Below are 22,974 nucleotides of genomic sequence, written 5' to 3'. Positions count from 1 at the left end.
TGGCGCCCCTAGCGTGCTGGTGACCTGCATCACTTTTTGCTTCCGCATCCATCGGTTTCGCCGCTGCAACCGAAGATTCGAGGTTCCCCATGACCACCGCTGCCAAGAGCACCTCCGCACCGTCCGAGAAGGGCCTGGCCCGTGTAGCCCAGGTGATGGCCCGGTGGACGGAGAAGTGGTTCCCGGATGCATATGTCTTCGCTCTCGGCGGCGTGGTTCTGGTCGCGTTGGCGGCCCTGCTGAACGGTTCCTCGCCGCAGGCCGTGGTGGATTCCTTCGGCAACGGCTTCTGGGACCTGACCGCCTTCACCCTGCAGATGGCGATGGTGGTGCTCACCGGCTACGTGGTAGCCACGTCCCCGCCGGTGGCACGGCTGATTGCACGGCTGGCGCTTGTTCCGCAGACGGCGGCCACCGCCGTGAGCTTTGTTGCGTTCCTGTCCATGTCCGTGTCCTTCCTGAACTGGGGGCTCAGCCTGGTCTTCGGCGGTCTGCTGGCACGGGCGATTGCCCGCCGGCGCGACCTCCAGGTGGATTACCGTGCCCTGGGTGCCGCAGCGTTTATGGGACTGGGCGCCGTGTGGGCTCTGGGACTCTCTTCCTCCGCCGCGCAACTGCAGGCGACGGCGACCTCCCTGCCGCCCGCACTGTTGGAGATTACCGGGGTGCTCGACTTCGGCAAGACCATCTTCACCTGGCAGTCCCTCCTGACCTGCGCCATCCTGATCGCCCTGACCACCCTCATTGCCCACTTCTCCGCTCCGCGCGGTGCTGCTATCCGCACTGCACAGGACCTCGGCGTGGACCTGGACGATTCGCCGGAACCGGCGGCCCAGCGCGAACGGCCCGGCGAGTGGCTGGAGTACAGCCGCATCCTGCCGGTACTGCTCGGCCTGCTCACCGCAGGGTGGCTGGTATCGCAGTTCGCGACCATGCCCTTCCTGACTGTGATCTCGAGCCTGAACGGCTACCTTCTGGTCTTCCTGATCCTGGGGCTGGTGCTGCATGGCACCCCGCGAAACTTCCTCCAAGCGGTGACCAAGGCGGTTCCTGCCACGGCCGGCATTCTGGTGCAGTTCCCCCTGTATGCGGCCATGGCAGCCATCCTGACGAAGGCCGAGGGATCGGGTGGGATGACCGTTTCGGAGCATCTGGCCGAGTTCTTCACCAGCATCGGCTCCGGGGGTGGTTTCGCCGTGGTGATTGCGGTCTACACCGTCATCCTCGGCGTCTTTGTTCCTTCGGGCGGCGGGAAGTGGCTGGTGGAGGCACCCTATGTGATGCAGTCCGCCACCGACGTCGAAATGAATCTTGGCTGGACCGTGCAGATTTACAACGTAGCCGAGGCCCTGCCGAACCTGGTCAATCCGTTCTTTATGCTCCCGCTGCTGGCAGTGCTGAAACTGCGGGCACGCGATCTGGTGGGCTTCACGTTCCTGCAGTTCACCATCCACCTGCCAGTGGTACTGCTGCTGGTCTGGCTGCTGGGCATGACCTTCAGTTTCGAACCTCCGGTGATCCCTCCGGCCGCCCCTGCACCCTAGTCCGGCCGAACCCCGGCCGGACAGGGCCGCCGGACGATGCGCCGTCCCCTCGGCATCTAAGATCGAAGGGACAGCAGTTCCCTTCCGCCTAAGGATCCATTTCCCCATGCCACGTGAATCCGGCACCAAGCGCGCCATCCTCGACGCCGCCCTGGAACTTGCCGCAGCCAACGGCATCTCCGGGACCACCATGGATGACGTGGCGGAACAGGCCGGCGTGGCCAAGGGCAGCCTGTACTACAACTTCTCCTCCAAGGACAAGCTCTTCGAAAAACTGCTGCTGGAGGGCGTAGGCACCCTGACGGAGTGTCTGCGGACGGCACGCAGCGGCCTCACCGGCTGGAACGCCATCGAGTCGATGGTCCGCGCCCTGCTGGAGCTGCTGTCCGAGAACCGGGACCTGGCCAAGCTGATGGCCGCGGAGATCCTGCGCACGGACCGCTCCTGGCAACACTCCCTCCACTTACTTCGCAAGGAAGCACTGGCCGAGTTCGTGGAACCCATCCGGCAGACCGGCGGAGCGTCGGATCTGCCGGACGGCAGCCCGGACCGCCTCACGCTGATTGCCGGCAGCGTTTTCGGTGCCACCCTGATGGGGGCGCTGGACTGGCTCGTGTTCAATCCGGAGCGTTCCGTCGAGGATGTCGCGGGATCGGTGCTCTACGCGCTGTCCGGCCGACTGAACTCCTGACGCTGAACTCCTGACGCCACGCACAAAAGAGGCGGCCCCCGCATTCCGCGGGGACCGCCTCTTTTCGTTCGAAAGGCTAGTCGCTGAGGATCAGCGTTTCGCTGCCGACCTGCCGGGCCACGCCCGCCTTGATCAGCGGTTCCAGCGCCCGGACCACGGCGGTCATGGACTCGTCCACTTCCAGCTGCACCGGGTACTGGTAGGCAAGCATGGCCACCAGGGACTCGACCGCGGCCTGCGCCTCGTCGAGGTCCAGGGTGGTGTCGTACCCCACCAGCACATCAGCGGGTTCGTCGGTGCGTTCCTGCGTGTAGCTTACGGCGAAGGCAGCGATCTTCCCTCCGTCCTTCTTCGGCTTGTCCCGCAGGACGACGGCGCCGGAAGCTCCGGTGGCGTCGTTCAGCAGCATCTGCTGGGCCTTGCCGAGGGTCATTTCGGCGCGGTCCCACTCGTGCACGGCGTTGTAGAACTGCGTGACTGCCTGCGTGAGCTCCACCGAGCCGGTGGCTGCCTCGTCCAGCTGGGGTCCGTCGTCGGTGAACACGGGCAGCTTCAGCTTGCCCGGTTCCACCAGCACCACGCAGGACCGCTGGATGGGGGTGAGCCCGGCGGCTTCGGCGAACGCGGCGCCCGGGGTGCCCGGCTCGACCTTCGCGCGGAGTTTGGTCACGCCCGACGGCGCCGACTCGGCTTCCTTGCGCAGCATGTCCAGCAGTGTGGTGCCGAGTCCGGTGCGCCGGTTTTCCCGGGCTACCTCCACGTATGCCCACAGGCGGTCCGGATGCAGGCTCGTCTCGTAGACGACGCCGGCGGCCACCGGAATGCCGTCGTCTTCGGCCACGATGCAGCGGCTCCACGGCTCGTTGGAGGAGGGACGCAGTACGGCACGGAACTGTCCGGCCTGCGTGCTCTCCGGATCGCCCCAGAGCTGGTTCAGCTTGAGGTCATCGTCTTCACGCCATTCGCGGAATGAAAGTGCCATTACGCGCCGATCAGCCGTTCAGCCAGGTAGCCCTGGACCTTGTCCAGGCTCACGCGCTCCTGCGCCATGGTGTCGCGCTCGCGCACGGTCACCGCCTGATCCTCGAGCGTGTCGAAGTCGACGGTGATGCAGAACGGGGTGCCGATTTCGTCCTGGCGGCGGTACCGGCGGCCAATGGCGCCGGCGTCGTCAAAGTCGATGTTCCAGTTGCGGCGCAGCTGCGCGGCGAGGTCCTTGGCCTTGGGCGAAAGGTCCTCGTTGCGGCTCAGCGGCAGCACGGCGGCCTTGACCGGGGCCAGGCGCGGATCCAGCTTCAGGACGGTGCGCTTGTCGACGCCGCCCTTCGCGTTGGGTGCCTCGTCCTCGGTGTAGGAATCCACCAGGAACGCCATGAAGGAACGGGTCAGGCCGGCGGCGGGCTCGATCACGTACGGTGTGAAGCGCTCGTTCGTGGCCTGGTTGAAGTAGCTCAGGTCCGTGCCGGAGTGCTTGGAGTGCGTGCCGAGGTCGAAGTCGGTGCGGTTGGCGATGCCCTCAAGCTCGCCCCACTCGGAGCCGGCGAAGCCGAAGCGGTATTCGACGTCAGTGGTGCCCTTGGAGTAGTGGCTGAGCTTCTCCAGCGGGTGCTCGAAGAGGCGCAGGTTCTCCGGGTTGATACCCAGTTCGGTGTACCAGTTGAACCGGTTTTCGATCCAGTACTTGTGCCATTCCTCGTCCGTGCCCGGCTCGACGAAGAATTCCATTTCCATCTGCTCAAACTCACGCGTACGGAAAATGAAGTTGCCCGGCGTGATTTCGTTGCGGAAGCTCTTGCCGATCTGGCCGATGCCGAACGGCGGCTTCTTCCGCGAGGTGGTCAGCACGTTGTTGAAGTTCACGAAGATGCCCTGGGCCGTTTCGGGGCGCAGGTAGTGCATGCCTTCTTCATTGGCCACCGGGCCGAGGAAGGTCTTGAGCAGGCCGGAGAATTCCTGCGGCTCGGTCCACTGGCCCTTGGTGCCGCAGTTGGCGCAGGCAATGTCGGCCAGGCCGTTTTCGGGGGCGTGGCCCTTCTTTTCCTCGTAGGCCTCTTCGAGGTGGTCGGCACGGTAGCGCTTGTGGCAGCTCAGGCATTCCACCAGCGGATCCGAGAACACCTCCACGTGGCCGGAGGCCTCCCAGACCTGGCGCGGCAGGATGACGGCGGAATCCAGCCCCACGACGTCGTCGCGTCCGCGGACCATGTGCTGCCACCACTGCTTCTTGATGTTTTCCTTGAGTTCGACACCCAGGGGGCCGTAATCCCATGCGGACCGGGACCCGCCGTAAATCTCTCCCGACTGGAAGACAAACCCCCTGCGCTTGGCGAGGGAGATGATGGGATCCAGCTTGGATTTGGTCGAAGCCATGGAATGGTACCGCCGTTCTTTTCGTGTCTAGAGGGCCGCTGGGTGCGGTCCTCTTGTGGTCCCTTGGGCATTCTGCACCACCGCCGAATGGGTGCGCGGGAGTCCGCCGCCGGGCAAAGCTACAGCTACCAGCTTAAGGCGGGGATGCCCCGCTCACCTACCGGCCCGCCGGACCACGGCGTTTCGGGTCAGCGCAGGGTGCTCTCCGTCCGGGGCTGTCCGGGACGACGACGGCGGAACGGGCCGCCGCCGGGCATGTTCCACGGCAGCGTGGCCAGCACAATGGCGAGCAGCGTGAGCAGGGTACCGAGTACGGTTGCCGCCACCACAACGCTGCCCGGTGCGGGGAAGACAATGTCCAGCAGCAGCGAGCCGATCAGCTGTCCGCCGATCAGCCCGAGGCTGGTCAGCAGGACGCCCAGGCTGCGCACCAGCAGGGCGCCGACGCCGATGAAGATGCAGCCCAGCGGCCCGCCCAGGTACAGCCACCATTCGCCGGGCAGCGGATTGCCCGGACCCGAAACGGCAACCTTGATCCCCCACATCACGGCCAGCAGGACGGTGCCGGAGATGAAGTTCACCAGGGTGGCGGTGATCGGCGTGCCGTAGTGCATGCCCGTGGTGCCGTTCATGGCCTGCTGGAAACTCATCAGCATGCCGGCGGTCAGGGGCAGCAGCACCGGCACGAGCCATTCGGACGGCTCTCCCCCGGCACCGAGCTTCGGGCTGACGGCCCAGGCGACGGCGGCGATGGTCAGCACCGCGCCCACCACACGCATCACGGTCAGCGCCTTCTTGCCGGCCGGGCCAATGCCGAGCCGGTCCACCACCAGCCCGGTGAGGGTCTGTCCGGCGACGGCGGCAACGGTAAACACCGCCACGCCCAGGACTGCGACGGTGAGGGTCTGGGAGAGCACGAAGTAGCCGCCGATCATGCCGGCCAGGACGTAGTAGCGCGGGAACCGCCGCTCCCGCAGCGAGGGAATCAGCTGCCCGGCACCGGCGCGGCCGCGGGGCAGCGCCAGGCTGATGGCGGTCATGACCGCCAGCCCCACCAGGAAGCTGACCAGCGCGGCGGCCAGGCCGTCGTCGAGCCGCTCCCCCAGGGCCCCGTTGACACGGGCCTGGGACGGGATGGCAACCCCGGCAAGCAGGGACAGGGGCAGACCGATCAGCGGGGACATCCGCACAGCATTTGGCACCCGACTACCCTACCGCTCCGGGCCGCAGGGACCGGCGGGGCAGGGACGGGGCCGGAAAGTCGGGCAGAATGGAGGCATGAGTTCCTCCGATGCCCAAGACCTTCCCATCCGCGACGAAATGATCCGCCTGGGCCAGCTGCTCAAGCTTGCCAACCTGGCCGAGGACGGGATCCAGGCCAAACAGCTGATCGAAGACGGCCTGGTCTCCGTCAACGGCGACATTGAAGAGCGCCGCGGCCGCCAGCTGCACGCTGGCGACCTGGTCTCCGTCAACGGCGAGACCGTCCGGATTACGCGCGAAGGCTAGCTCGTCCGGGTTCCGGCGCGCAGCACCGTGTGCGTCAGGAACTCCTTCACGTGGCCCAGCTCCTGCATATTGATGCCGTGGCCCATGTTCGAGTAGAGGATCTTGGTCAGCGCGGTGTGGGCATTGAGCCAGGCGTGCGTGTACTCGATCCGCGGTGCGTCGATGACCGGGTCTGCCTGGTCCCGCCCCCAGAAGAACTGCATGCCGCCCGGCTCCAGTTCGTCGTCGTGGAAGAACGGGTTGTCCTGTGACGGGACCACGAAACCGGAGAGTCCGACGACGGCGGCAAAGTCCCGCGGGCGGTGCCGCAGCAGGGTGGTGGCCACGGCCATGCCCATCGAAAAGCCCAGCAGGCTCACACTGGTGTGATTGTCCCGTACGGTGTCGAGCCAGGCGGCGACGTCCGCCACGGACTCCACGACGGCGTCCACCGAGTAGTCCGCGTCGCTCATCAGCGGGAACCAGGTGTAGCCCGGGCCGGAGGCCTGCGGTGCCCGGACCGAGGCGATTGTGAAGTCTTCGGGCAGGTGGTCCGCCAGTCCCATGAGGTCCTCCTCATTGGCCAGGTACCCGTGAAAGAGCACCAGCAGCGGCGTTCCTGCCCGCTCAGCTTCGGGTTTTGACCAGAGAACAACGGGATTCCATGCGGGGTTTGTCATGGTTTTATTCTGGCATGCGGGAACCTACGGTCGCGTAGCCAAGGGCCCGTTTGCAAGTATTGACCGGTGAGTACAAATTCCCTCCCCGAAGCCCCTCTTTCTCCCGAATCCCAGCAGAAGCAGCCTCCGCTGCACCTGTGGTCCCGGTTCGTGGCCATGGGGGATTCTTTCACCGAAGGCATTGGCGATCCCAACCCGGACAGTCCGGGCGGCAACCGGGGCTGGGCGGACCGTGTGGCGGAGGAACTGGCTTCCGGACAGCCCGATTTTGCCTACGCGAACCTGGCCATCCGTGGGCGGTTGCTGAACCAGATCATCGACGAGCAGCTGGAACCGGCCCTGGCCCTGAAACCGGATCTGGTCACCATCTGCGCCGGCGGCAATGACGTGATCCGCCCCGGCGGTGATCCGGACCGGCTTGCCGAACGCATGGACGGTGCCGTTGCCCGACTGCGCGGAACCGGTGCCGGGGTTGTGCTGTTCACCGGACCGGACCTCGGGAGCACTCCCGTGCTGGGCAGTGTCCGCGGACGGGCGGCAATCTACAACGAAAACCTGCGGACCGTGGCGCAACGGCATGGCGCCATCATTGCCGATATGTGGGCGCTCCGTGAGCTGAATGATCCGCAGATGTGGGCTCCGGACCGGCTGCACTTCTCTCCGCTGGGACACCACACCATTGCCGCCATGGTGCTGGACACCCTGCAGGTGCCGCATTCCCTGCAGCCGCTGGAAACCAAGCCGCTGCCCGCCAAGAAATGGCGCACGGCCCGCTCCGAAGACATGGTCTGGGCCCGCGAGTTCCTGTTCCCGTGGGTGGTCCGCCGGGTGCGGCACCAGTCCTCGGGTGACGGGATCTCCGCCAAGCGCCCCGAGGCGGGACCGATGTTCGGCCGGCGGATGCCGCAGGGATCTGCCGACTAGGAACTGCTTCGTCAGGAGCCGCCGGCCTGCTGCGCCTGGTCGGTTTTTTCGGCCTGCTCAATCAGGTTCGCCAGGTGGAAGGCCCACCCTTCGCGGTGGGCTGCCGAAAGCTCCGCGCCGATACCGGCGTCGAGCGCCGCAAAGCCGCTCTCGGTCACTGCTATCCCGGTGGTATCTATCTCATCGGTCAGTTCGAAGCTGACCACTGTGTGGGCGCCCCATTCGGGTGCGGTCCAGCGGAAGGAGAGCAACCTGCCCGGGGCCACGGCCAGCACCGTGCCGGTGGCGGTGTGCTCCACCCCGTCCTCGCTCCACCGCTCTTTCAGGGGCGCCCCCGGGTGCGGGGCGAAGTCCATGTCCGGCCACCAGGACGCCCGGTTATCCACGAGTACGTGCCAGAGTACCTCCGGGGTGCACTGCGCCCGGCCAGAGAGGGAAATCCGATCTGCCATGGGGAATGTTCTTCCATGAATTGCCGCGGCGGGCAAGGGGTAAACCCCTGTTGTGCGCCTCCCGGGGTTGGTATAACTGCGGATATCCCGCTGCAGTTCCTCCGAAAGAGGTGGCCCTCATGCCTGCTGCACCCGACCGCTTTCCTGCAGGTTCACCCTGCTGGGCGGATCTGACCTCCTCCGATCCTGCCCGGGCCCGGGAGTTCTATGCCGGTCTGCTCGGCTGGGACACCGTGGACCTGGGCAGGGCATCCGGACATTACCTCCACTTCCGGCACAACGGGGACGTGGTGGCCGGCATGATGCAGAACTCGCCGGAGACCACGTTCCCGGATTTCTGGACCGTGTACCTTGCCTCCGACGATGCCGGTGCCACAGCCGGTTCCGCTGCCGCCGCCGGAGGGCAGGTGCTGCTGGACCCGGCGCGCGCCCTGGACCAGGGCACGGTGGCGGTGCTCGGCGACCCCACCGGAGCGGCCATCGGTGTCTGGCAGCCGGATACCCTCCGGGGATTCGCGCGGATCGATGAGACCCGGGCACCGGTCTGGTACGAGCTCATGACCAATAACTATCCGGCGGCCCTGGAGTTTTACCGGAACGTGTTCGGCTGGGAAACGGCGGTCCTCTCAGACACCAGCGAGTTCCGCTACTCCACGCTGCAGAGCAACGGCCGTCCGGTGGCCGGGGTGATGGATGCCGCCGAGGGACTGCCGGAGGACATCCCCTCCCACTGGGAGATCTACTTCGGCCATGCGGATATCGACGCTGCGGCCGAGCAGGCGGAGCAGCTGGGCGGATCGGTGTTGAGTGTGCCGGAGGATTCCGACTACGGCCGGATGGTCCAGCTGGCCGACCCCACCGGAGCAGCGTTTTGGCTGATGGCGGCCCCGGAGGCTTGAGCGTCCTACCCGAACACCTCCCGCTTCAAAGCGCCGGAAATCTCCCGGACGCTGGTCAGGAACCCGTCATGCCCGATGGGTGCCCGGATGTGGTGGACGGAGGTTTCCCGGGGCAGGGCTGCCGCCAGGTCCGCCGACTGCCGGGGAAAGTAGAGCCGGTCGGATTCGACCGCGGCAATAAAGAAGTCCGCCGCCGTGCCTGCGAGCGCCGCACGCAGGGATCCCCGGCCCCGGGCGACGTCGTGGCTGACCAGCGCCTCGGTCAGGACCAGATAGCTGTTGGCGTCGAATCTTCCGGCCAGCTTCCGGGCCTGGTGGTCCAGATAGCTCTCCACGGAGTACCGCCCCCTTCCGGCGGGCAGCATGGCGCCGAACGGATCTTCGGCTGCCTGGGGGGTGCGCCCGAACCGGTATTCCAGTTCCGGTTCGGACCGGTAGGTGATGTGTGCAATCCGGCGGGCCAGGCCGAGGCCGGTCAGCGGAGGCGTGCCGTTGTAATAGTCGCCTCCGCTGAAATCCGGATCCAGCCGGATAGCGGCCAGCTGCGCCTGGGCAAACGCGATCTGTTCCGCCGTGCTGGCTGCGGTCGCCGCGATCACCCCGCAGTGCAGCACCCGGTCCGGCTCGGTCACTGCCCATTCCAGCGCCCGCGCTCCCCCGAGCGAACCGCCCAGCACGGCATGCCAGCGCGCAATACCCAGTTGGTCGGCCAGCCGCGCCTCCGCCCGGACGGAATCCCGGATGGTGACGAACGGAAAGCGGGATCCCCAGGGCAGTCCGTCCGGATCCGCGGAGGCAGGTCCAGTGGAGCCGTAGCAGCCGCCCAGCATGTTGGCCGAGACCACGAAGTACCGGTTAGTGTCCACGGTCCGGCCCGGGCCCACCAGTTCCTCCCACCAGCCCGGTTCGGTACTGCTGCCCCGGGCCACGTGGCTGCTGCCGGTCAGCGCATGCGGGACCAGCACGGCGTTGCCGGCATCCGGGTCCAACTGCCCCCACGTCTCGTAGGCCAGGACGACGTCGGGCAGGTACCCGCCCGTTTCCAGTTCCAGTCCGCCGATGGAGGCGTACTGCAGCACCCCATCGGCGGGGTGCTGCAGCGGGGACACCGTCAGCGGCTCATGCCGGGGTGCCGGGTGCCGGGTCACGGAGGCTATGCTCCCTTGGCAGCCCGGAACCCTGCGTCGAGGTCCGCGAGGATGTCATCGATGTGCTCGATGCCCACCGAGAGCCGGACCAGCCCCGGGCTGACCCCCGCGGCCAGCTGCGCTTCGGCACCAAGCTGGCTGTGGGTGGTCGACGCCGGATGGATCACCAGGGAACGCACATCGCCGACATTCGCCACATGGGAATGCAGTTCCAGGCCGTCCACGAAGCGTTTGCCGGCATCGATGCCGCCCTCGATCTCGAAGGAGACAATGGCGCCGGTGCCGCGCGGCCCGTATTTGCGGCCGCGCTCAAACCACGGACTGGATTCCAGGCCCGCGTACGCCACCGACAGGACGTCGTCGTGGCCTTCCAGCCAGTTCGCTACGGCGACGGCGTTGGATACGTGCCGCTCCAGCCGCAGGCTCAGCGTTTCCAGTCCCTGGGCGATCAGGAACGCGTTGAACGGCGATACCGCGGACCCGAGGTCCCGCAGCAGTTGGACCCGGGCCTTGAGGATGAACGCCAGGTTGGCCCCGAGGGACCCGTTGACGCCCAGGTCTCTCGCGTAGACGAGACCGTTGTAGCTTTCGTCCGGGGTGTTGAACCCGGGGAACTTCTCCGGATCCGCGGCGAAGTCGAAGTTGCCCGAATCGACGATGACGCCGGCAATGGCCGTCCCGTGCCCGCCCAGGTACTTCGTGGCCGAGTGGACCACAATGTCGGCGCCCCATTCGATCGGACGGATGAGGTACGGCGTCGACAGGGTGTTGTCCACGATCAGCGGTACACCTGCCTCATGGGCCACGGCGCTGATGCCTTCCAGGTCCAGGACATCCTGGCGGGGGTTGGAAACCACCTCGCCGAAGAAGGCCTTGGTGTTGGGCCGGACGGCGTCGCGCCAGTGGTCCAGGTTGTCCGGGTCCTGCACGAACGTGGTCTCAATGCCGAACCGTTTCAGGGTGTGCTTCAGGAGGTTGTAGGTCCCCCCGTAGAGGCTGGGGCTGGCGACCACGTGGTCGCCGGCCTGTGCCAGGTTCAGCAGCGCGAAGGTTTCGGCCGCCTGTCCGGACGCCAGCAGCAGGGCACCGACGCCGCCCTCGAGGGAAGCGATCCGGTTTTCCACCGCTTCCTGGGTGGGGTTGCCGATCCTGGTGTAGATCGGTTCCAGTTCGGCCAGGGCAAACCGGTTCGCGGCGGCCTCTGCACTCGGAAAAACGAAGGACGTGGTCTGGTAGATCGGCAGGGCACGTGCACCGGTGACGGCGTCGGGCTCCTGGCCTACGTGGATCTGGCGGGTTTCAAATGACCAATCTGCACTCATGATGCTCCCTCAAACCAGGGGCCGCACAACGCCGCCGGGGTGCATCCGGGTACGCCGGATGTCCGGTGGGGTCGTGGGACCCGCGCTTGCCGGACGCCCGTTTGGCGTACGGCCAGGTCTTCACCCGGGGCACCCCACCGCGGTTGGAGGGTTGCCGGCCAGCAAGCCGGGGCTATCTGCTGGCACTCATGACCTGCACCTATGGAAACCGATATGCCGCCGTCGCGCAACCTCTATGACGCACCATGAAAATACGGAGTGTTTTGGCGCCGGACCGGGGCTGCGCCGCGGAAGTTTCCGCACTTAGGCCGCCCTTGGTCGAGACGGGTATCACAACGTGCCACAATGGGCCGCATGCGCTTGGACCATGTTTCTTATGCCTGTGAATCCGACGGTCTTTTGGCCACTACCGAGAGGATTGCTGCTGCTCTCGGCGCCGATTTCGTGAAGGGTGGCGTCCACCCCCGATTCGGTACCCGCAATATGATCCTGCCCCTCGCCAACAACCAGTACGTCGAGGTGGTGGAGGTCCTGAACCACCCGGCGTCGGACAAGGCGCCGTTCGGCCAGGCCGTGCGCCAGCGCTCGGAATGCGGCGGCGGCTGGATGGGCTGGTGCGTTGCCGTGGATGATCTCACACCCTTTGAGGAACGGCTCGGCCGGGCGTCCGTGCCGGGCAACCGCAAGTTCCCCGACGGCCAGGAGCTGACCTGGCGGCAGATCGGCATCAACGGGCTGATCGCAGACCCGCAGGTGCCCTACCTGCTGCGCTGGGACGACGGCACGGAGGAACTGCACCCTTCCAACGCGCTTCCGGGCATGCCCGGATCGGTGAAGCTCAAGTCCCTGACCATCGCCGGGTCCGCAGCGCGGGTCACGGATTGGCTGGGCCATCCGGTGGAGAAGCCGCTGGAGAACGTGGATGTCACGTGGATTGCGCCCGCCGGCACGCCGGGCATCATGTCCGTCACCTTCGACACCGCGAACGGTCCGGTAGAGATCTAGTTCCGGGGCCGGGCTTCGCCCGGCCGATAGCATCTGGGGGGGCTGTATGGCTGCGGGATTCACCAAACGACGACGGCGCGGGACTCTTTCGGTTCCTCCCCGGACTCCGAAGCAGCAGCCGCCCCTGGTGATATTCCTAAGCGGCCTGGGGTGCCTGGCCATGGCCGTCCTCGGCCTCTCCGTGTTCGTGCCGGCAGTCGAAGGCGACCGGCACGTGACGCACATCGGCATCCGCACCGAGGGCATCGTGGAGCGTGTCTACACGGAACGGCATGGCCGACGGTCCGGCCGGATCGTCACCTATGCGGAGGTCCGGTATGCCGGTCCGGAAGGATCGGCAAGGACCATGGATTCCCGGGTCCGCAAGGGCTGGAAAATGTTCGGCACGCAACCTCCCGAGGCCGTGAAGGGCGAACGGGTGACCGTGCTCTACAACCCGGAGGACGGTGACCATGCCGTGGTGGACGGATGGCAGCGCACCTACGGCTTCAGGGGTGGAATGGTGTGGCTGCTGGCCTTTATGGGTGTCACGGTGCTGGTGGCGGTGCCTGTCCAGGAGGTCCGGAAGCTCCGCCGGCGCCGGACCCAGCGGCAAGGACAAGCCGCCCGTTGAGCCCCTTCACCGTGCCGGCGTCGATCTTCAGCACTGCCCGGTCATAGGTCAGCAGCCCGTTGACCTCGTCCTCGACGTCGGTGAGCTGGGTGTACACGGTGGCAGCCAGCCCGCGGGCCACCGCCGGCTCGATCTGCCGGGTATGCAGGCGGATATAGGCACGCCGCAGGTCCCGCCGGGACCGGAATATCCGGTAGCCGAACTCCCTGTCGTTGAACGTGTGCCCGGGGATCCGCAGGCCGTAGCCGCCGTATTCGGACAGGACCACCGCACGCCGGCCCCGCTGCCAGGCCTTCCGCAGCCGGAACGGCACGAAGTACACATGCACGCTCTTGAGGTCTCCGCCGCCCTGGTCATGCCAGCCGCTGGCGTGGTCGATGATCCGGGTCGGATCGAGGCCGCGGAGCTCCTCCGCGAGGGCGTTGGCGTCGAACTGGCCCCAGCCTTCGTTGAACGGCACCCACACGGCGATCGACGGGCTGCTGCCCAGCAGCTCCACGGTGCCGTGCAGTTCGCGGCGGAACTCCTCCCGACCCTGCGCGTCCGCCCGCCCAAAGGCGAGATAGGCATTGTCTGAGCGGTGGGGAGCACCGGCTGCAGGAGCGCTCACCACGGAGTGCCGGTAGGTGGTGCCGCCGTTCACCAGGTCCTGCCAGACCAGGATCCCCAGCCGGTCACAGTGGTAGTACCAGCGCAGGGGTTCGATCTTGATGTGCTTGCGCAGCATCGTGAAGCCCAGCTCCTTCGCGGCGCCGATATCGAAGGCCAGTGCCTCATCCGAGGGCGCCGTATACAACCCGTCCGGCCAGTACCCCTGGTCCAGCAGTCCGGCATGGAAGTAGGGGACGCCGTTCAGCAGCAGCCGCTGGTGACCCTGCGGATCCGGGCCCATGCCCACGGTCCGCAGGCCGGTGTAGCTCCGGACCCGGTCGATTTCCTCATCTCCGGAGAGCAGCCGGATGTCGAGGTCATAGAGGAAGGGATCCTCAGGGGTCCACAGGTGCGGATCGGGAACCGGAATCCGCACGGGCCGGCCCGGCCCGGCGTCTGCCTGCGCTACGGTCCGGCCGGCGGCGCTTACCGTGATTTCGGCCCGCAGGCCGGGAGGCACGCGGGGACTCACGGAGGTACCGGCGCCGGCGCCGGAGGCGTCACTGACCGCGCCGGCGTCGGCACTGAGCAGGACGGTGGCGGTGACCGAGGTAAGGTCCGGCACCAGGACCAGCCGGGAGATGCTGGTCCGCGGCACGGATTCCAGCCACACGGTCTGCCAGATCCCCGACTGGGCGGTGTACCAGATACCGCCGCGGTCCAGCTTCTGCTTGCCGCGGCTGTGGTACCCCGTATCACTGGTGTCGCGTACCCGGACGACGATCTCGTGTTCGGTGGGTTCCTGCCCCGTCTCACCTGCCGGCTGCGAACGGTTCGCCAACGCGTCCGTGATGTCGAGGGAAAACGGAAGGTAGCCGCCGTCGTGCCCGCCTGCCGGAATACCGTTGACCGCCACTGTGCAGCTGGAATCGACGGCGCCGAAATGCAGCAGTACCCGCTCCCCCGCAAATCCGGCCGGCAGCCGGACAGTGCGCCGGTACCACAGCGCCTGGTCCGGCTTCAGCTGCCGGTTCACGCCGGACAGTGCCGCTTCCGGGGAGAACGGCACCAGGATGCGTCCGTCCCAGGTGCCGTCTGCGGGTGGCTCGTTCCGGCCGGCGTCGGTGATGGCGTACTCCCAGTAACCGTTGAGGTTCAGGTAGCTGTCGCGCACCAGCTGCGGGCGGGGGTATTCCTGCAGGACGGAGCCGGGGTCCAGGGCTGCACCCCATCGGGTCATCAGTGTCACCGGGCCATCTTATGTGCCGCCGTTCAGTTCCCGATCCCGATGGCCGAACCGAACAGGGCAAACCCGACAAAGCCGGCAATGTCCACCAGAGCATGCGCGATCACGAGCGGCATGACCCGACGCGTCTTGGTGTAGACATAGCCGAAGAGCAGGCCCATCAGGAAGTTTCCAATACCGGGGCCGATCCCCTGGTACAGGTGGTAGCTGGCCCGGATCAGGGCGCTGGTGAGAATGATCGCCGGTGTTCCCCAGCCCAGCTGCCGCAGCCGCAGGAACAGGTAGCCCACCACAATGACTTCCTCCAGCACGGCATGCCGCATGGCCGAGAGGATCAGCACCGGCAGTGTCCACCAGTAGGTATCCAGGGCTGCCGGCACCAGTGCGGTGGTAATGCCCAGCGCCCGTCCGGCAGCGTAGACACCCAGCGTGCCGACGCCGATGACCGCCGCCAGGGCAACCCCCAGGCCGAAGTCGCGGAGCGGTCGAGCGAAGGTGAACCCGATCCGGCGGAACGCGGACTTTCCGGGTTCGGTCAGCAGGAACAGGACCAGCGCCACCGGCAGGAGCGAAAAGAAGATTCCCAGCAGCTGGTACACCAGGTCGAAGTACGGCCGCTCGTCGAGGACGGGATTCAACGTGGTGGTCTGGTCGCCCAGCGGCGCCTCGGTGGCCTTTTCGATGAGTTCGACGACGGCGTAGACCCCCGACCGGCCGAGCGAAAGCCCCAGCACAATCAGGATTTCGAAGACCAGCATCCGGCGTGCCCGCGGATCCAGGGATTCAGCGGGGGCGGAGGGCAGGGCAGCAGACATGGACACCATTGTGCCGGATGCTCACGGGGCCCAGACCCGTGCGGACGTCCGGAGGCGGACTTACCGTCGCTCGTATCGGACCTGGACCATGCCTTGCTCATCGAAGCGCCGTTCCCGCGCCAGCCGGAAGCCTGCCCTGAGTCCGTCCGGAAACACCCTGGTGCCGCCGCCCACCGTCACGGGCCAGATCATCAGTTCCACCACGTCCACCAGGCCCATCACCAGGGCGGTTCCGGCCAGGGTGGGGCCCTCAATGGTGAGGTCGCCGGGCGTTTCGGCTTTCGCCCGCTCGACCGCCTCCGCGGTGAATTCCCTTTCCAGCCGGGTCCGGTCCGTCCAGACATCGTCCAAGGTCCTGGAGAAGACCACCTTCCGGGCGCGCTTCCAGACCTCGCCAAAGTCGGCCGATTCCGGGGACTCTTCGGCAGCGGAGGGATCGGTCTCCCAGACGGCCATGGTTTCGTACATCCGCCGTCCGTACAGATAGGTGGTCACGTCCGCGATGTCCTCGGCCAAGGCTGCAGTCACCGCCTCGGCGGGAAAGGCCCAGGAAAAGTCGCCCTGGGCATCGGAGTTGTAGCCGTCCAGCGTGGAGGACACGGAATAAAGAACTTTTCCCATGGGCTCACTCCATCCATCCCGGCGGCAGAGCGCAAGGGTGCTGCTGCGGGTCGCCCTCCCCTAAGTCACCGCCGGACGGGCACCCCGGCCTTAAACACCATGCCGGTCAGGGGCATGCCGGGCCGGTACGCCAGATGGGCGGCCGAAGGAGCGTTGAGCAGCTGCAGATCGGCACGATGCCCGACGGCGAGGGACCCGACAGCCCGTACACCGTCCCGGTCCTCACCGGTGTGCACCCGCAGCGCCAGGGCACCTCCGTAGGTGGCTGCCCGGACAGCCTCCTGCACGGTGAGGCCCATCTGCAGCACAGCTGTGGCCACGCAGAAAGCCATGGAGCTCGTGAAGGACGTGCCCGGGTTGCAGTTCGAAGCCAGGGCCACCTGCACCCCGGCGTCCAGCAGGCGCCGCGCGGGCGCCAACGGAGCCCGGGTGGACAGGTCGCAGGCGGGCAGGCAGGTCGCGACGGTGCCGGGAACGCCGGCTCCGGCATCCCACCCGGACCAGGTGTCCGCGAGCGCCGCGACGTCGTCGTCGGACAGATGGTTCACGTGGTCCACGCTGGCCGCCCCGAACTCCGCCGCAAGCTGCACCCCCGCCCCGGGCCCGAGCTGGTTGCCGTGCACCCGCAGCCCCAGCCCGGCATCCGCGGCCGCCTGCAGCACCCGGCGGGACTGCCCCTCGGTGAACGCTCCCTTTTCGCAGAAGACGTCCGCCCACTGCACGTACGGCCGCACCGCGGCGAGCATGTCGGTGCAGACCAGGTCCGTGTACTCATCCGCATCGGCTCCGTCCGGCACCAGGTGGGCGCCCAGGAACGTGACGGCGTCCGCCACGGTGGAGGCGATCCGGGCATGCCGGCGTTCCTCTTCCACGTTCAATCCGTAGCCGGTCTTGGTCTCCAGGTACGTGGTGCCGCCCGCTGCGGCTTCGGCGGCCCGGGCCAGCAGCAGCCGGGTCAGGTCGTAGTCCGACGCCGCCCGGGTGGCTTCCGTCGTGACGGCGATCCCGCCGGCTTCGTAGGCCTTCCCCGCCATCCGCGCCTCGAACTCCGCGCTGCGGTCCCCGGCAAACACCAGGTGGGTGTGCGAATCCACCCAGCCGGGCAGCCCGGCCCGCCCGCCGGCGTCGATCACCTCGTCCGCGGCCGGAGCGTTCCGCGCCGGACCGATCCAGCTGATCCGCTCCCCCTCGAACACGATGGCGGCATCCTGCAGCACCGGCGCGTCAGCGGAATGGTCCTGGGTGGAGAGTTCACCGATGTTGGTGACGAGTATCGTGGCCGGGCTCATAGGTGCCGGGTTCCTTCCAGCCGGGTTTCGTGCACTGGTGCGGGGGCGGAGTCGACCGCGGCAATCGCGGCCTGCAGGAGGGCCGCCGGGTCTCCGAGGGTGGTGTGCTGCCCGTTCCGGGCGCGAAGCCGGCCGCCGACGACGACGGCGGCCACGTCCGCGGCGGTGGCGGAGAATGCCAGCTGGTCGGTTCGTGACCCGGCGGTGCGCACACTGTGCGGGCGAACCGCCATAAGGTCGCAGGCCTTCCCCGGTTCCAGCCCGGGCGCCGTTCGTCCCTGCGCCGCGGCTCCGGCGTCGGACGCGGCGACGTGCAGGTCCGCCGGGGCAAAGGACCCGCGCCGGCCGGTCCGCAGCCGCTCCCCGTATTCCAGGGCCCGCATCTCCAGCCACGGGTCGACGACGGCGTGCTGGTCGCTGCCCAGCGCCAGGGCCACCCCGGCGTTCCTCAGCTCCGCGGCTCGGCCGAGACCATCAGCCAGGTCCGCTTCCGTGGTGGGACAGAACACCGCGGTGGCGCCGGCCGCCCCCAGCAGGGCGATGTCCGCGTCGGTCAGATGAGTGGCATGGACGGCGGCGAGCCGGGGTCCGAGCAGGCCGTGCCGGTGCAGCAGCCCCGTGGGAGTCATCCCGGTGGCAGCGAGGCAGTCGGCGTTTTCCTGCGGCTGTTCGGACAGGTGGATGTGCAGCGGAATCCCGGCCGGCAGCCGCTCCGCAATTCGGGCCAGCGCGGCCTCCGGGACCGCGCGGACCGAATGCAGGGCGGCCCCGACGCTCACCTGCTCCGGGGCAAACCGCTTCCGGACCGCCGCCTGCAGTGAGGCGAAGCGCTCCAGCCAGGCATCGGCGTCGGCGTCTCCGAACCGCTGCTGCCGGGTATCCAGCGGCGTGCCCACTCCACCGGCCCCGAAACCGCCGGAAAGGTAACAGGTGTCCAGCAGGGTCAGCCGGATGCCGGCGGCAACCGCGGCGCGGGCGAGGGCCAGTTCCATCCCGTGCTCCGGATAGGCGGACCCGTCCGGGGCGTGGTGCACATAGTGGAACTCGGCCACGCTGGTATACCCGGAGACCAGCATCTCCGTGAAGACTGCCGTGGCCAGCTGCTCGTACAGGCCGGGGGTCAGGGACCCGGCGGCCGAGTACATCTGTTCCCGCCAGCTCCAGAAATCTCCCGCGGTGTGGGTGCGGCCGCGCAGCACCCGGTGGAAGGCGTGCGAGTGGGCGTTGGCTGCTGCGGGGAACACGACGCCGGACAGCAGCAGGTCCCCGGGCTCGGAGCGCGATCCGGGGACGGCCGACGCGACTCTTCCGGCGGAGTCGACCGTGAGCCGGATGCTTTCCCGGATGCTGCCCTCGTACCAGCCGGCCTCGCACCAGATGGCAGCGCCGTCCTCCGGGGACCGGTCCGCGACACCTTTCATCGCGGTGCCGTTCACAACAGCGCCTTTCACAGCGGTGCCGTTCACAGCAGAGCCTCCAGCACATCGGCGAGCGCCCCGGCTCCGGCGTCGGCGTCCTCGGCTTCCACGTGTTCCTCCGGGGAGTGCGAGATCCCGGTGGGGTTGCGGACAAACAGCATCCCCGACGGCACGTGTCCGGCGAGGATGCCGGCGTCGTGGCCAGCACCGGTGGCCAGCACCGGGGCTCCGGGCAGCGCCAGTTCCAGGCTGCGGCCCAGGGCGGTGTCGAAGGTGACCGAGCCGGTCCAGGATTCCGGTGTCAGGGACACGGTGCAGCCTTCGAAGGCGGAAATTTTCTGCGCCTTGCCGTGGATGGTTTCCACCAGGGCCAGCGCGGTGGCGTCGTCCGGGTGCCGGGCATCGAGCCAGAGGTCCACCCGGGAGGCGATGACGTTGGTGCCGCCCGGGACCGGCGCGATCCGGCCCACTGTGGCCCGGGCGCCGTCGACCGCGGCGGCGGCGTTCTGCACGGCGAGGATGATCTGCGCGGCTGCCACCATCGGGTCGGCGCGGTCCGCCATAGCGGTGGTGCCGGCGTGGTTGCCCTGCCCGGTAACACTGATCCGCCAGCGGCCGTGGCCCAGGACGGATCCGCCCACGGCAACGGCCGCTCCGTCCTCGCCGAGCCCGCGGCCCTGTTCCACGTGCAGTTCCACAAAGTCGCCGATGCGGGCCAGCGCCTCGTCGTCGCGTCCGAGCCGTGCGGGGTCGAGTCCGTTTGCCCTGGCGGCGTCCGCAAAGGTGGTTCCGTCCGCGTCGCGCAGGTTCCGGGTCTTGTCCGCGTCGATGTCGCCGGTGAGCAGCCGCGAGCCCAGGCAGGCGACCCCGAAGCGGGACCCCTCCTCTTCGGGAAAGACGGTGATGGCCAGGGAGCGGTTGCGGCTAATCCCGCGCTCGCGCAGCAGGTCCACGGCGGCAAGCGCGGAGGCCACCCCCAGGGGTCCGTCGAAGGCGCCGCCGCCCGGCACGGAGTCAAGGTGGCTGCCCGTGACCAGCGCCCCGCGTTCGGGTTCCCCCCACCAGGCCCAGAGGATGCCGTTGCGGTCCGTTTCCACGTCGAGCCCGCGGCGCTGTGCCTCCTGGACGAACCACTCGCGGAGCGTCAGCTCCGGCGTCGAAAACACCGGGCGGGAGTAGCCGCCGCGCAGTGGATCCCGACCGACGTCGGCAATTGAGGCGAGCAGGCTGCTAACGGTGTCCATGGTTCTCTCCAGGCTGGCTATTCACTCATCGGGATGCGGATGCCGCGCTCGGCGGCCACGTCCGCGGCGCGGGAGTACCCGGCGTCGGCATGCCGCATTACCCCGGTACCCGGATCATTGGTCAAAAGGGTTTCCAGTTTACGGGCCGCCAGGTCGGTTCCATCGGCCACACCCACCTGGCCCGCGTGGATGGAACGGCCGATGCCCACGCCGCCGCCGTGGTGCAGGGACACCCATGTAGCACCGGAAGCGGTGTTCAGCAGGGCGTTAAGCAGGGGCCAGTCCGCGATGGCGTCCGACCCGTCCGCCATGGCCTCGGTCTCCCGGTACGGGGAGGCTACCGACCCCGAATCCAGGTGGTCCCGGCCGATCACGATGGGCGCGCTGACCTTTCCCTCGGCGACAAGCCGGTTGAACAGGAGACCGGCCTTGGCACGGTCTCCGTAGCCCAGCCAGCAGATGCGCGCGGGCAGGCCTTCGAATTCCACGTGTTCGGCCGCCGCGTCGATCCAGCGGTGCAGGCGCAGGTTCTCCGGGAACAGGTCCTTGATGGCCGCATCGGTCACCGCGATGTCCTGCGGATCCCCGGACAGGGCCACCCAGCGGAACGGCCCCATCCCTTCGCAGAAGAGCGGACGGATGTAGGCGGGGACGAAGCCGGGGAAGTCGAACGCCCGGGCATAGCCGCCCTGGCGTGCCTCGTCGCGGATGGAGTTGCCGTAGTCAAACACTTCGGCGCCCGCGTCCTGGAACCCGACCATGGCGGCCACGTGCCGGGCCATGGATTCGCGCGCCTGCTTGGTGAAGCCTTCCGGATCGGCGGCGGCTTCGGTCTGCCAGCGGTCCACCGGAATACGGGCGGGCAGGTAGCTCAGCGGGTCGTGGGCAGAGGTCTGGTCCGTGACAATGTCGACTGTGACCTCCCCGGCCAGCTGGCGGCGCAGCAGTTCCTCGAATACTTCCGCGGCATTGCCCACCAGCCCCACGGACAGGGCCCGTCTTTCCGTGCGGGCGGCCATAACGCGGGCGACGGCGGTGTCCAGGTCCGGTGCCACCTCGTCCAGATAGCGCTTCCCGACGCGTCGGCGCAGGCGTGCCTCGTCGACGTCGACAATCAGGACAGTTCCCCCGTTCAGCGTGACTGCCAGCGGCTGTGCCCCGCCCATGCCGCCGCAGCCTCCGGTCAGGGTCAGGGTGCCGGCCAGGGTGGCGTTCTCGTCGGCGAAGAGCTTCCGGGCCACGGCGGCAAAGGTTTCAAAGGTGCCCTGCAGGATGCCCTGGGTTCCGATGTAGATCCACGACCCGGCGGTCATCTGCCCGTACATCAGCAGGCCCTCGGCTTCCAGCCGGCGGAACTCGGGCCAGGTCGCCCAGTCCCCCACCAGGTTGGAGTTGGCGATCAGCACGCGCGGCGCCCATTCGTGGGTGCGGAAAACCCCGACCGGTTTGCCCGACTGCACCAGCAGTGTTTCATCGTCGGCCAGGGTGGACAGGGTCCGGATGATGGCGTCGTAGGCTTCCCAGCTGCGGGCGGCCCGGCCGGTGCCGCCGTAGACCACCAGGTCCGCGGGGCGTTCGGCTACTTCCGGATCCAGGTTGTTCATCAGCATCCGCAGCGGCGCCTCGGTCTGCCAGCTGTGCGCGGTGAGGTCGGTGCCGCGCGGTGCCCGGATGCGGCGGGACGGGTCAGAAGTGGTTGCCATAGCCAGACCGTAGCCCCGGGTCGCTCAGGGCGCAGCCGCCCCGGGAGGGATGTCTGGGGTACCAGACGCCTGTGGATCCAGCTGCGGGCGGACACCCAGCCGGCGGGAAAGTTCGGCGGCGCAGCGGAGCAGGCCGGGCAGGACCTGGGCGGCCAGGGCATCGATCCCCCGTGCCGAAGCCGCCTCGATGCCCGGTGCGCGGTTCTGTGCGCGGTTCGGTGCGGTCAGGGTCAGGGCGGCGACGGCGTGCCCGGTTCGATCCGGGACCGGCACGGCGACGGAGGAGAATCCTTCGGTGACTTCATTCTCTTCCCAGGCGTAGCCGCGTCCGCGGACCTCTTCCAGCAGGCCGGGCAGGGCGGTGCCGCCGCTGCGGGAGGACCGGACCGCCCCGGGGTCCGGATACAGGGCCCGCAGCTGCGCCCCGGTCATGCCGGCCAGCAGGACCCTGCCGCTGGCGGTGCGGTGGGCGGGCAGGCGGATACCGGCGTCGGTCACCAGCGGCTGCTGGTGCGGGGCCCGTTCCTCGAGCACGTAGATCACATCCGTCCCCTGCAGCACGGCCAGGTGTGCAGTGAACCTGGTCCGAGCCACCAGCCGGCGCAGCGGGAACCGGGCAATACGCTGCAGCGGGGCCTGCCGGGAGTAACCGGTGCCCAGCTCGTGGGCCGTTGCGCCCAGCGCATACCGGCGCTCCTCCGGAAGGTGCACGGCAAAACCATCGCTCACCAGCGCCGCAAGCAGGTGATAGGTGGTGGAGCGAGGCAGCGAAAGGTCCCGCGCGACGGCGGAAGCGCTGACCGGGCCGGCCTGCTGTCCCAGATAGCGCAGGATGGCCAGGACCTGGGCCGCGGCGGGAACCTGGACGCGGGAATAGGCGGCGGGCATGCCCAGAGTCTAGGCGAGCGTCT

At 68.0% G+C, this 22,974-nt stretch carries 22 protein-coding genes and 1 riboswitch; of the genes, 7 read left to right on the top strand and 15 right to left on the bottom strand.

All coding sequences use genetic code 11. The annotated features are described in order from the left end of the window. Window positions 1–89 precede the first annotated feature (89 nt). Together N2K95_RS05190 and N2K95_RS05185 are read left to right on the top strand one after the other, a co-directional pair. Entirely contained in the window at window positions 90–1,544 is a 1,455-nt protein-coding gene (locus N2K95_RS05190; protein WP_260653220.1) for a short-chain fatty acid transporter, read from the top strand. 106 nt (window positions 1,545–1,650) lie between these two features. Beyond that, window positions 1,651–2,235 carry a TetR/AcrR family transcriptional regulator gene (locus tag N2K95_RS05185; RefSeq protein WP_260653219.1) on the top strand — a complete coding sequence of 195 codons (585 nt, stop codon included), beginning with the start codon at window positions 1,651–1,653 and terminating at the stop codon, window positions 2,233–2,235. A gap of 76 nt (window positions 2,236–2,311) precedes the next feature. Here the strand turns inward: N2K95_RS05185 and N2K95_RS05180 are convergent, their stop codons facing one another. From N2K95_RS05180 to N2K95_RS05170, 3 genes are all read right to left on the bottom strand, one after another. Beyond that, entirely contained in the window at window positions 2,312–3,217 is a 906-nt protein-coding gene (locus N2K95_RS05180) for a GNAT family N-acetyltransferase (protein ID WP_260653218.1), read from the bottom strand. Next, window positions 3,217–4,605 (bottom strand): glycine--tRNA ligase, encoded by a 1,389-nt coding sequence (locus N2K95_RS05175; RefSeq protein ID WP_255793388.1) that lies wholly within the window; start codon window positions 4,603–4,605, stop codon window positions 3,217–3,219. The genes N2K95_RS05180 and N2K95_RS05175 overlap by 1 nt, the downstream gene beginning before the upstream one ends. 188 nt (window positions 4,606–4,793) lie before the next feature. Further along, window positions 4,794–5,807, bottom strand: a complete 1,014-nt coding sequence (locus N2K95_RS05170) for a DMT family transporter (RefSeq protein ID WP_407080118.1) — start codon at window positions 5,805–5,807, stop codon at window positions 4,794–4,796. Window positions 5,808–5,883: 76 nt separating this feature from the next. On the opposite strand from N2K95_RS05170, the gene N2K95_RS05165 reads away from it, so the two are divergent. Next, window positions 5,884–6,114 (top strand): RNA-binding S4 domain-containing protein, encoded by a 231-nt coding sequence (locus N2K95_RS05165; protein WP_260653217.1) that lies wholly within the window; start codon window positions 5,884–5,886, stop codon window positions 6,112–6,114. Here N2K95_RS05165 and N2K95_RS05160 read toward each other — a convergent pair. Continuing rightward, window positions 6,111–6,773, bottom strand: a complete 663-nt coding sequence (locus N2K95_RS05160; RefSeq protein ID WP_260653216.1) for an alpha/beta hydrolase — start codon at window positions 6,771–6,773, stop codon at window positions 6,111–6,113. The two genes, N2K95_RS05165 and N2K95_RS05160, sit on opposite strands and share 4 nt — an antisense overlap. 129 nt (window positions 6,774–6,902) lie before the next feature. On the opposite strand from N2K95_RS05160, the gene N2K95_RS05155 reads away from it, so the two are divergent. Further along, window positions 6,903–7,697, top strand: a complete 795-nt coding sequence (locus N2K95_RS05155) for an SGNH/GDSL hydrolase family protein (RefSeq protein ID WP_260653730.1) — start codon at window positions 6,903–6,905, stop codon at window positions 7,695–7,697. 11 nt (window positions 7,698–7,708) lie between these two features. Here the strand turns inward: N2K95_RS05155 and N2K95_RS05150 are convergent, their stop codons facing one another. After that, on the bottom strand, window positions 7,709–8,149 hold the full coding sequence (locus N2K95_RS05150) for an SRPBCC domain-containing protein (protein ID WP_260653215.1): 441 nt from the start codon (window positions 8,147–8,149) through the stop codon (window positions 7,709–7,711). Between the two features lie 119 nt (window positions 8,150–8,268). Here N2K95_RS05150 and N2K95_RS05145 point away from each other — a divergent pair, with 119 nt between their 5' ends. Beyond that, complete coding sequence (locus N2K95_RS05145; protein WP_260653214.1) at window positions 8,269–9,048, top strand: VOC family protein; 780 nt, start codon at window positions 8,269–8,271, stop codon at window positions 9,046–9,048. Window positions 9,049–9,053: 5 nt separating this feature from the next. Here N2K95_RS05145 and metX read toward each other — a convergent pair whose 3' ends face one another. Together metX and N2K95_RS05135 are read right to left on the bottom strand one after the other, a co-directional pair. Beyond that, window positions 9,054–10,163 carry a homoserine O-acetyltransferase MetX gene (metX, locus tag N2K95_RS05140; protein ID WP_260653729.1) on the bottom strand — a complete coding sequence of 370 codons (1,110 nt, stop codon included), beginning with the start codon at window positions 10,161–10,163 and terminating at the stop codon, window positions 9,054–9,056. A gap of 38 nt (window positions 10,164–10,201) precedes the next feature. Beyond that, window positions 10,202–11,518 (bottom strand): bifunctional o-acetylhomoserine/o-acetylserine sulfhydrylase, encoded by a 1,317-nt coding sequence (locus N2K95_RS05135; protein ID WP_260653213.1) that lies wholly within the window; start codon window positions 11,516–11,518, stop codon window positions 10,202–10,204. 77 nt (window positions 11,519–11,595) lie between these two features. Then, a riboswitch (SAM riboswitch) is annotated at window positions 11,596–11,712 on the bottom strand. A 160-nt stretch (window positions 11,713–11,872) separates the two neighbouring features. Here N2K95_RS05135 and N2K95_RS05130 point away from each other — a divergent pair. Continuing rightward, complete coding sequence (locus N2K95_RS05130) at window positions 11,873–12,523, top strand: VOC family protein (protein ID WP_255793381.1); 651 nt, start codon at window positions 11,873–11,875, stop codon at window positions 12,521–12,523. 46 nt (window positions 12,524–12,569) lie between these two features. Further along, window positions 12,570–13,136: a DUF3592 domain-containing protein gene (locus N2K95_RS05125; RefSeq protein ID WP_260653212.1), complete on the top strand. Its 567-nt coding sequence runs from the start codon at window positions 12,570–12,572 to the stop codon at window positions 13,134–13,136. Here N2K95_RS05125 and N2K95_RS05120 read toward each other — a convergent pair. From N2K95_RS05120 to N2K95_RS05085, 8 genes are all read right to left on the bottom strand, one after another. Then, complete coding sequence (locus N2K95_RS05120; RefSeq protein WP_260653728.1) at window positions 13,051–14,967, bottom strand: glycoside hydrolase family 2 protein; 1,917 nt, start codon at window positions 14,965–14,967, stop codon at window positions 13,051–13,053. The genes N2K95_RS05125 and N2K95_RS05120 overlap by 86 nt on opposite strands. Window positions 14,968–14,999: 32 nt before the next feature. Next, a complete protein-coding gene (locus tag N2K95_RS05115; protein WP_260653211.1) occupies window positions 15,000–15,788 on the bottom strand; it encodes a CPBP family intramembrane glutamic endopeptidase in 789 nt (262 codons plus the stop codon). Window positions 15,789–15,848: 60 nt separating this feature from the next. Beyond that, window positions 15,849–16,409, bottom strand: coding sequence for a dihydrofolate reductase family protein (locus tag N2K95_RS05110; protein WP_260653210.1), 561 nt, complete (start codon window positions 16,407–16,409; stop codon window positions 15,849–15,851). A 65-nt stretch (window positions 16,410–16,474) separates the two neighbouring features. Then, window positions 16,475–17,698, bottom strand: a complete 1,224-nt coding sequence (gene hutI, locus N2K95_RS05105) for an imidazolonepropionase (protein WP_260653209.1) — start codon at window positions 17,696–17,698, stop codon at window positions 16,475–16,477. Beyond that, window positions 17,695–19,134 (bottom strand): formimidoylglutamate deiminase, encoded by a 1,440-nt coding sequence (locus N2K95_RS05100; protein WP_260653208.1) that lies wholly within the window; start codon window positions 19,132–19,134, stop codon window positions 17,695–17,697. Before N2K95_RS05100 ends, hutI begins: the two co-directional genes overlap by 4 nt. 26 nt (window positions 19,135–19,160) lie before the next feature. After that, complete coding sequence (locus tag N2K95_RS05095) at window positions 19,161–20,360, bottom strand: allantoate amidohydrolase (RefSeq protein WP_260653207.1); 1,200 nt, start codon at window positions 20,358–20,360, stop codon at window positions 19,161–19,163. Between the two features lie 17 nt (window positions 20,361–20,377). Next, entirely contained in the window at window positions 20,378–22,063 is a 1,686-nt protein-coding gene (hutU, locus tag N2K95_RS05090) for a urocanate hydratase (protein ID WP_260653206.1), read from the bottom strand. Window positions 22,064–22,087: 24 nt separating this feature from the next. Further along, a complete protein-coding gene (locus tag N2K95_RS05085; RefSeq protein ID WP_260653205.1) occupies window positions 22,088–22,951 on the bottom strand; it encodes an IclR family transcriptional regulator in 864 nt (287 codons plus the stop codon). Between the last annotated feature and the right edge of the window lie 23 nt (window positions 22,952–22,974).

The sequence above is a fragment of the Arthrobacter zhaoxinii genome, from assembly GCF_025244925.1.
Taxonomy (GTDB): Bacteria; Actinomycetota; Actinomycetes; order Actinomycetales; family Micrococcaceae; genus Arthrobacter_B; species Arthrobacter_B zhaoxinii.
This window is presented reverse-complemented; position numbering and strand designations above follow the sequence as displayed.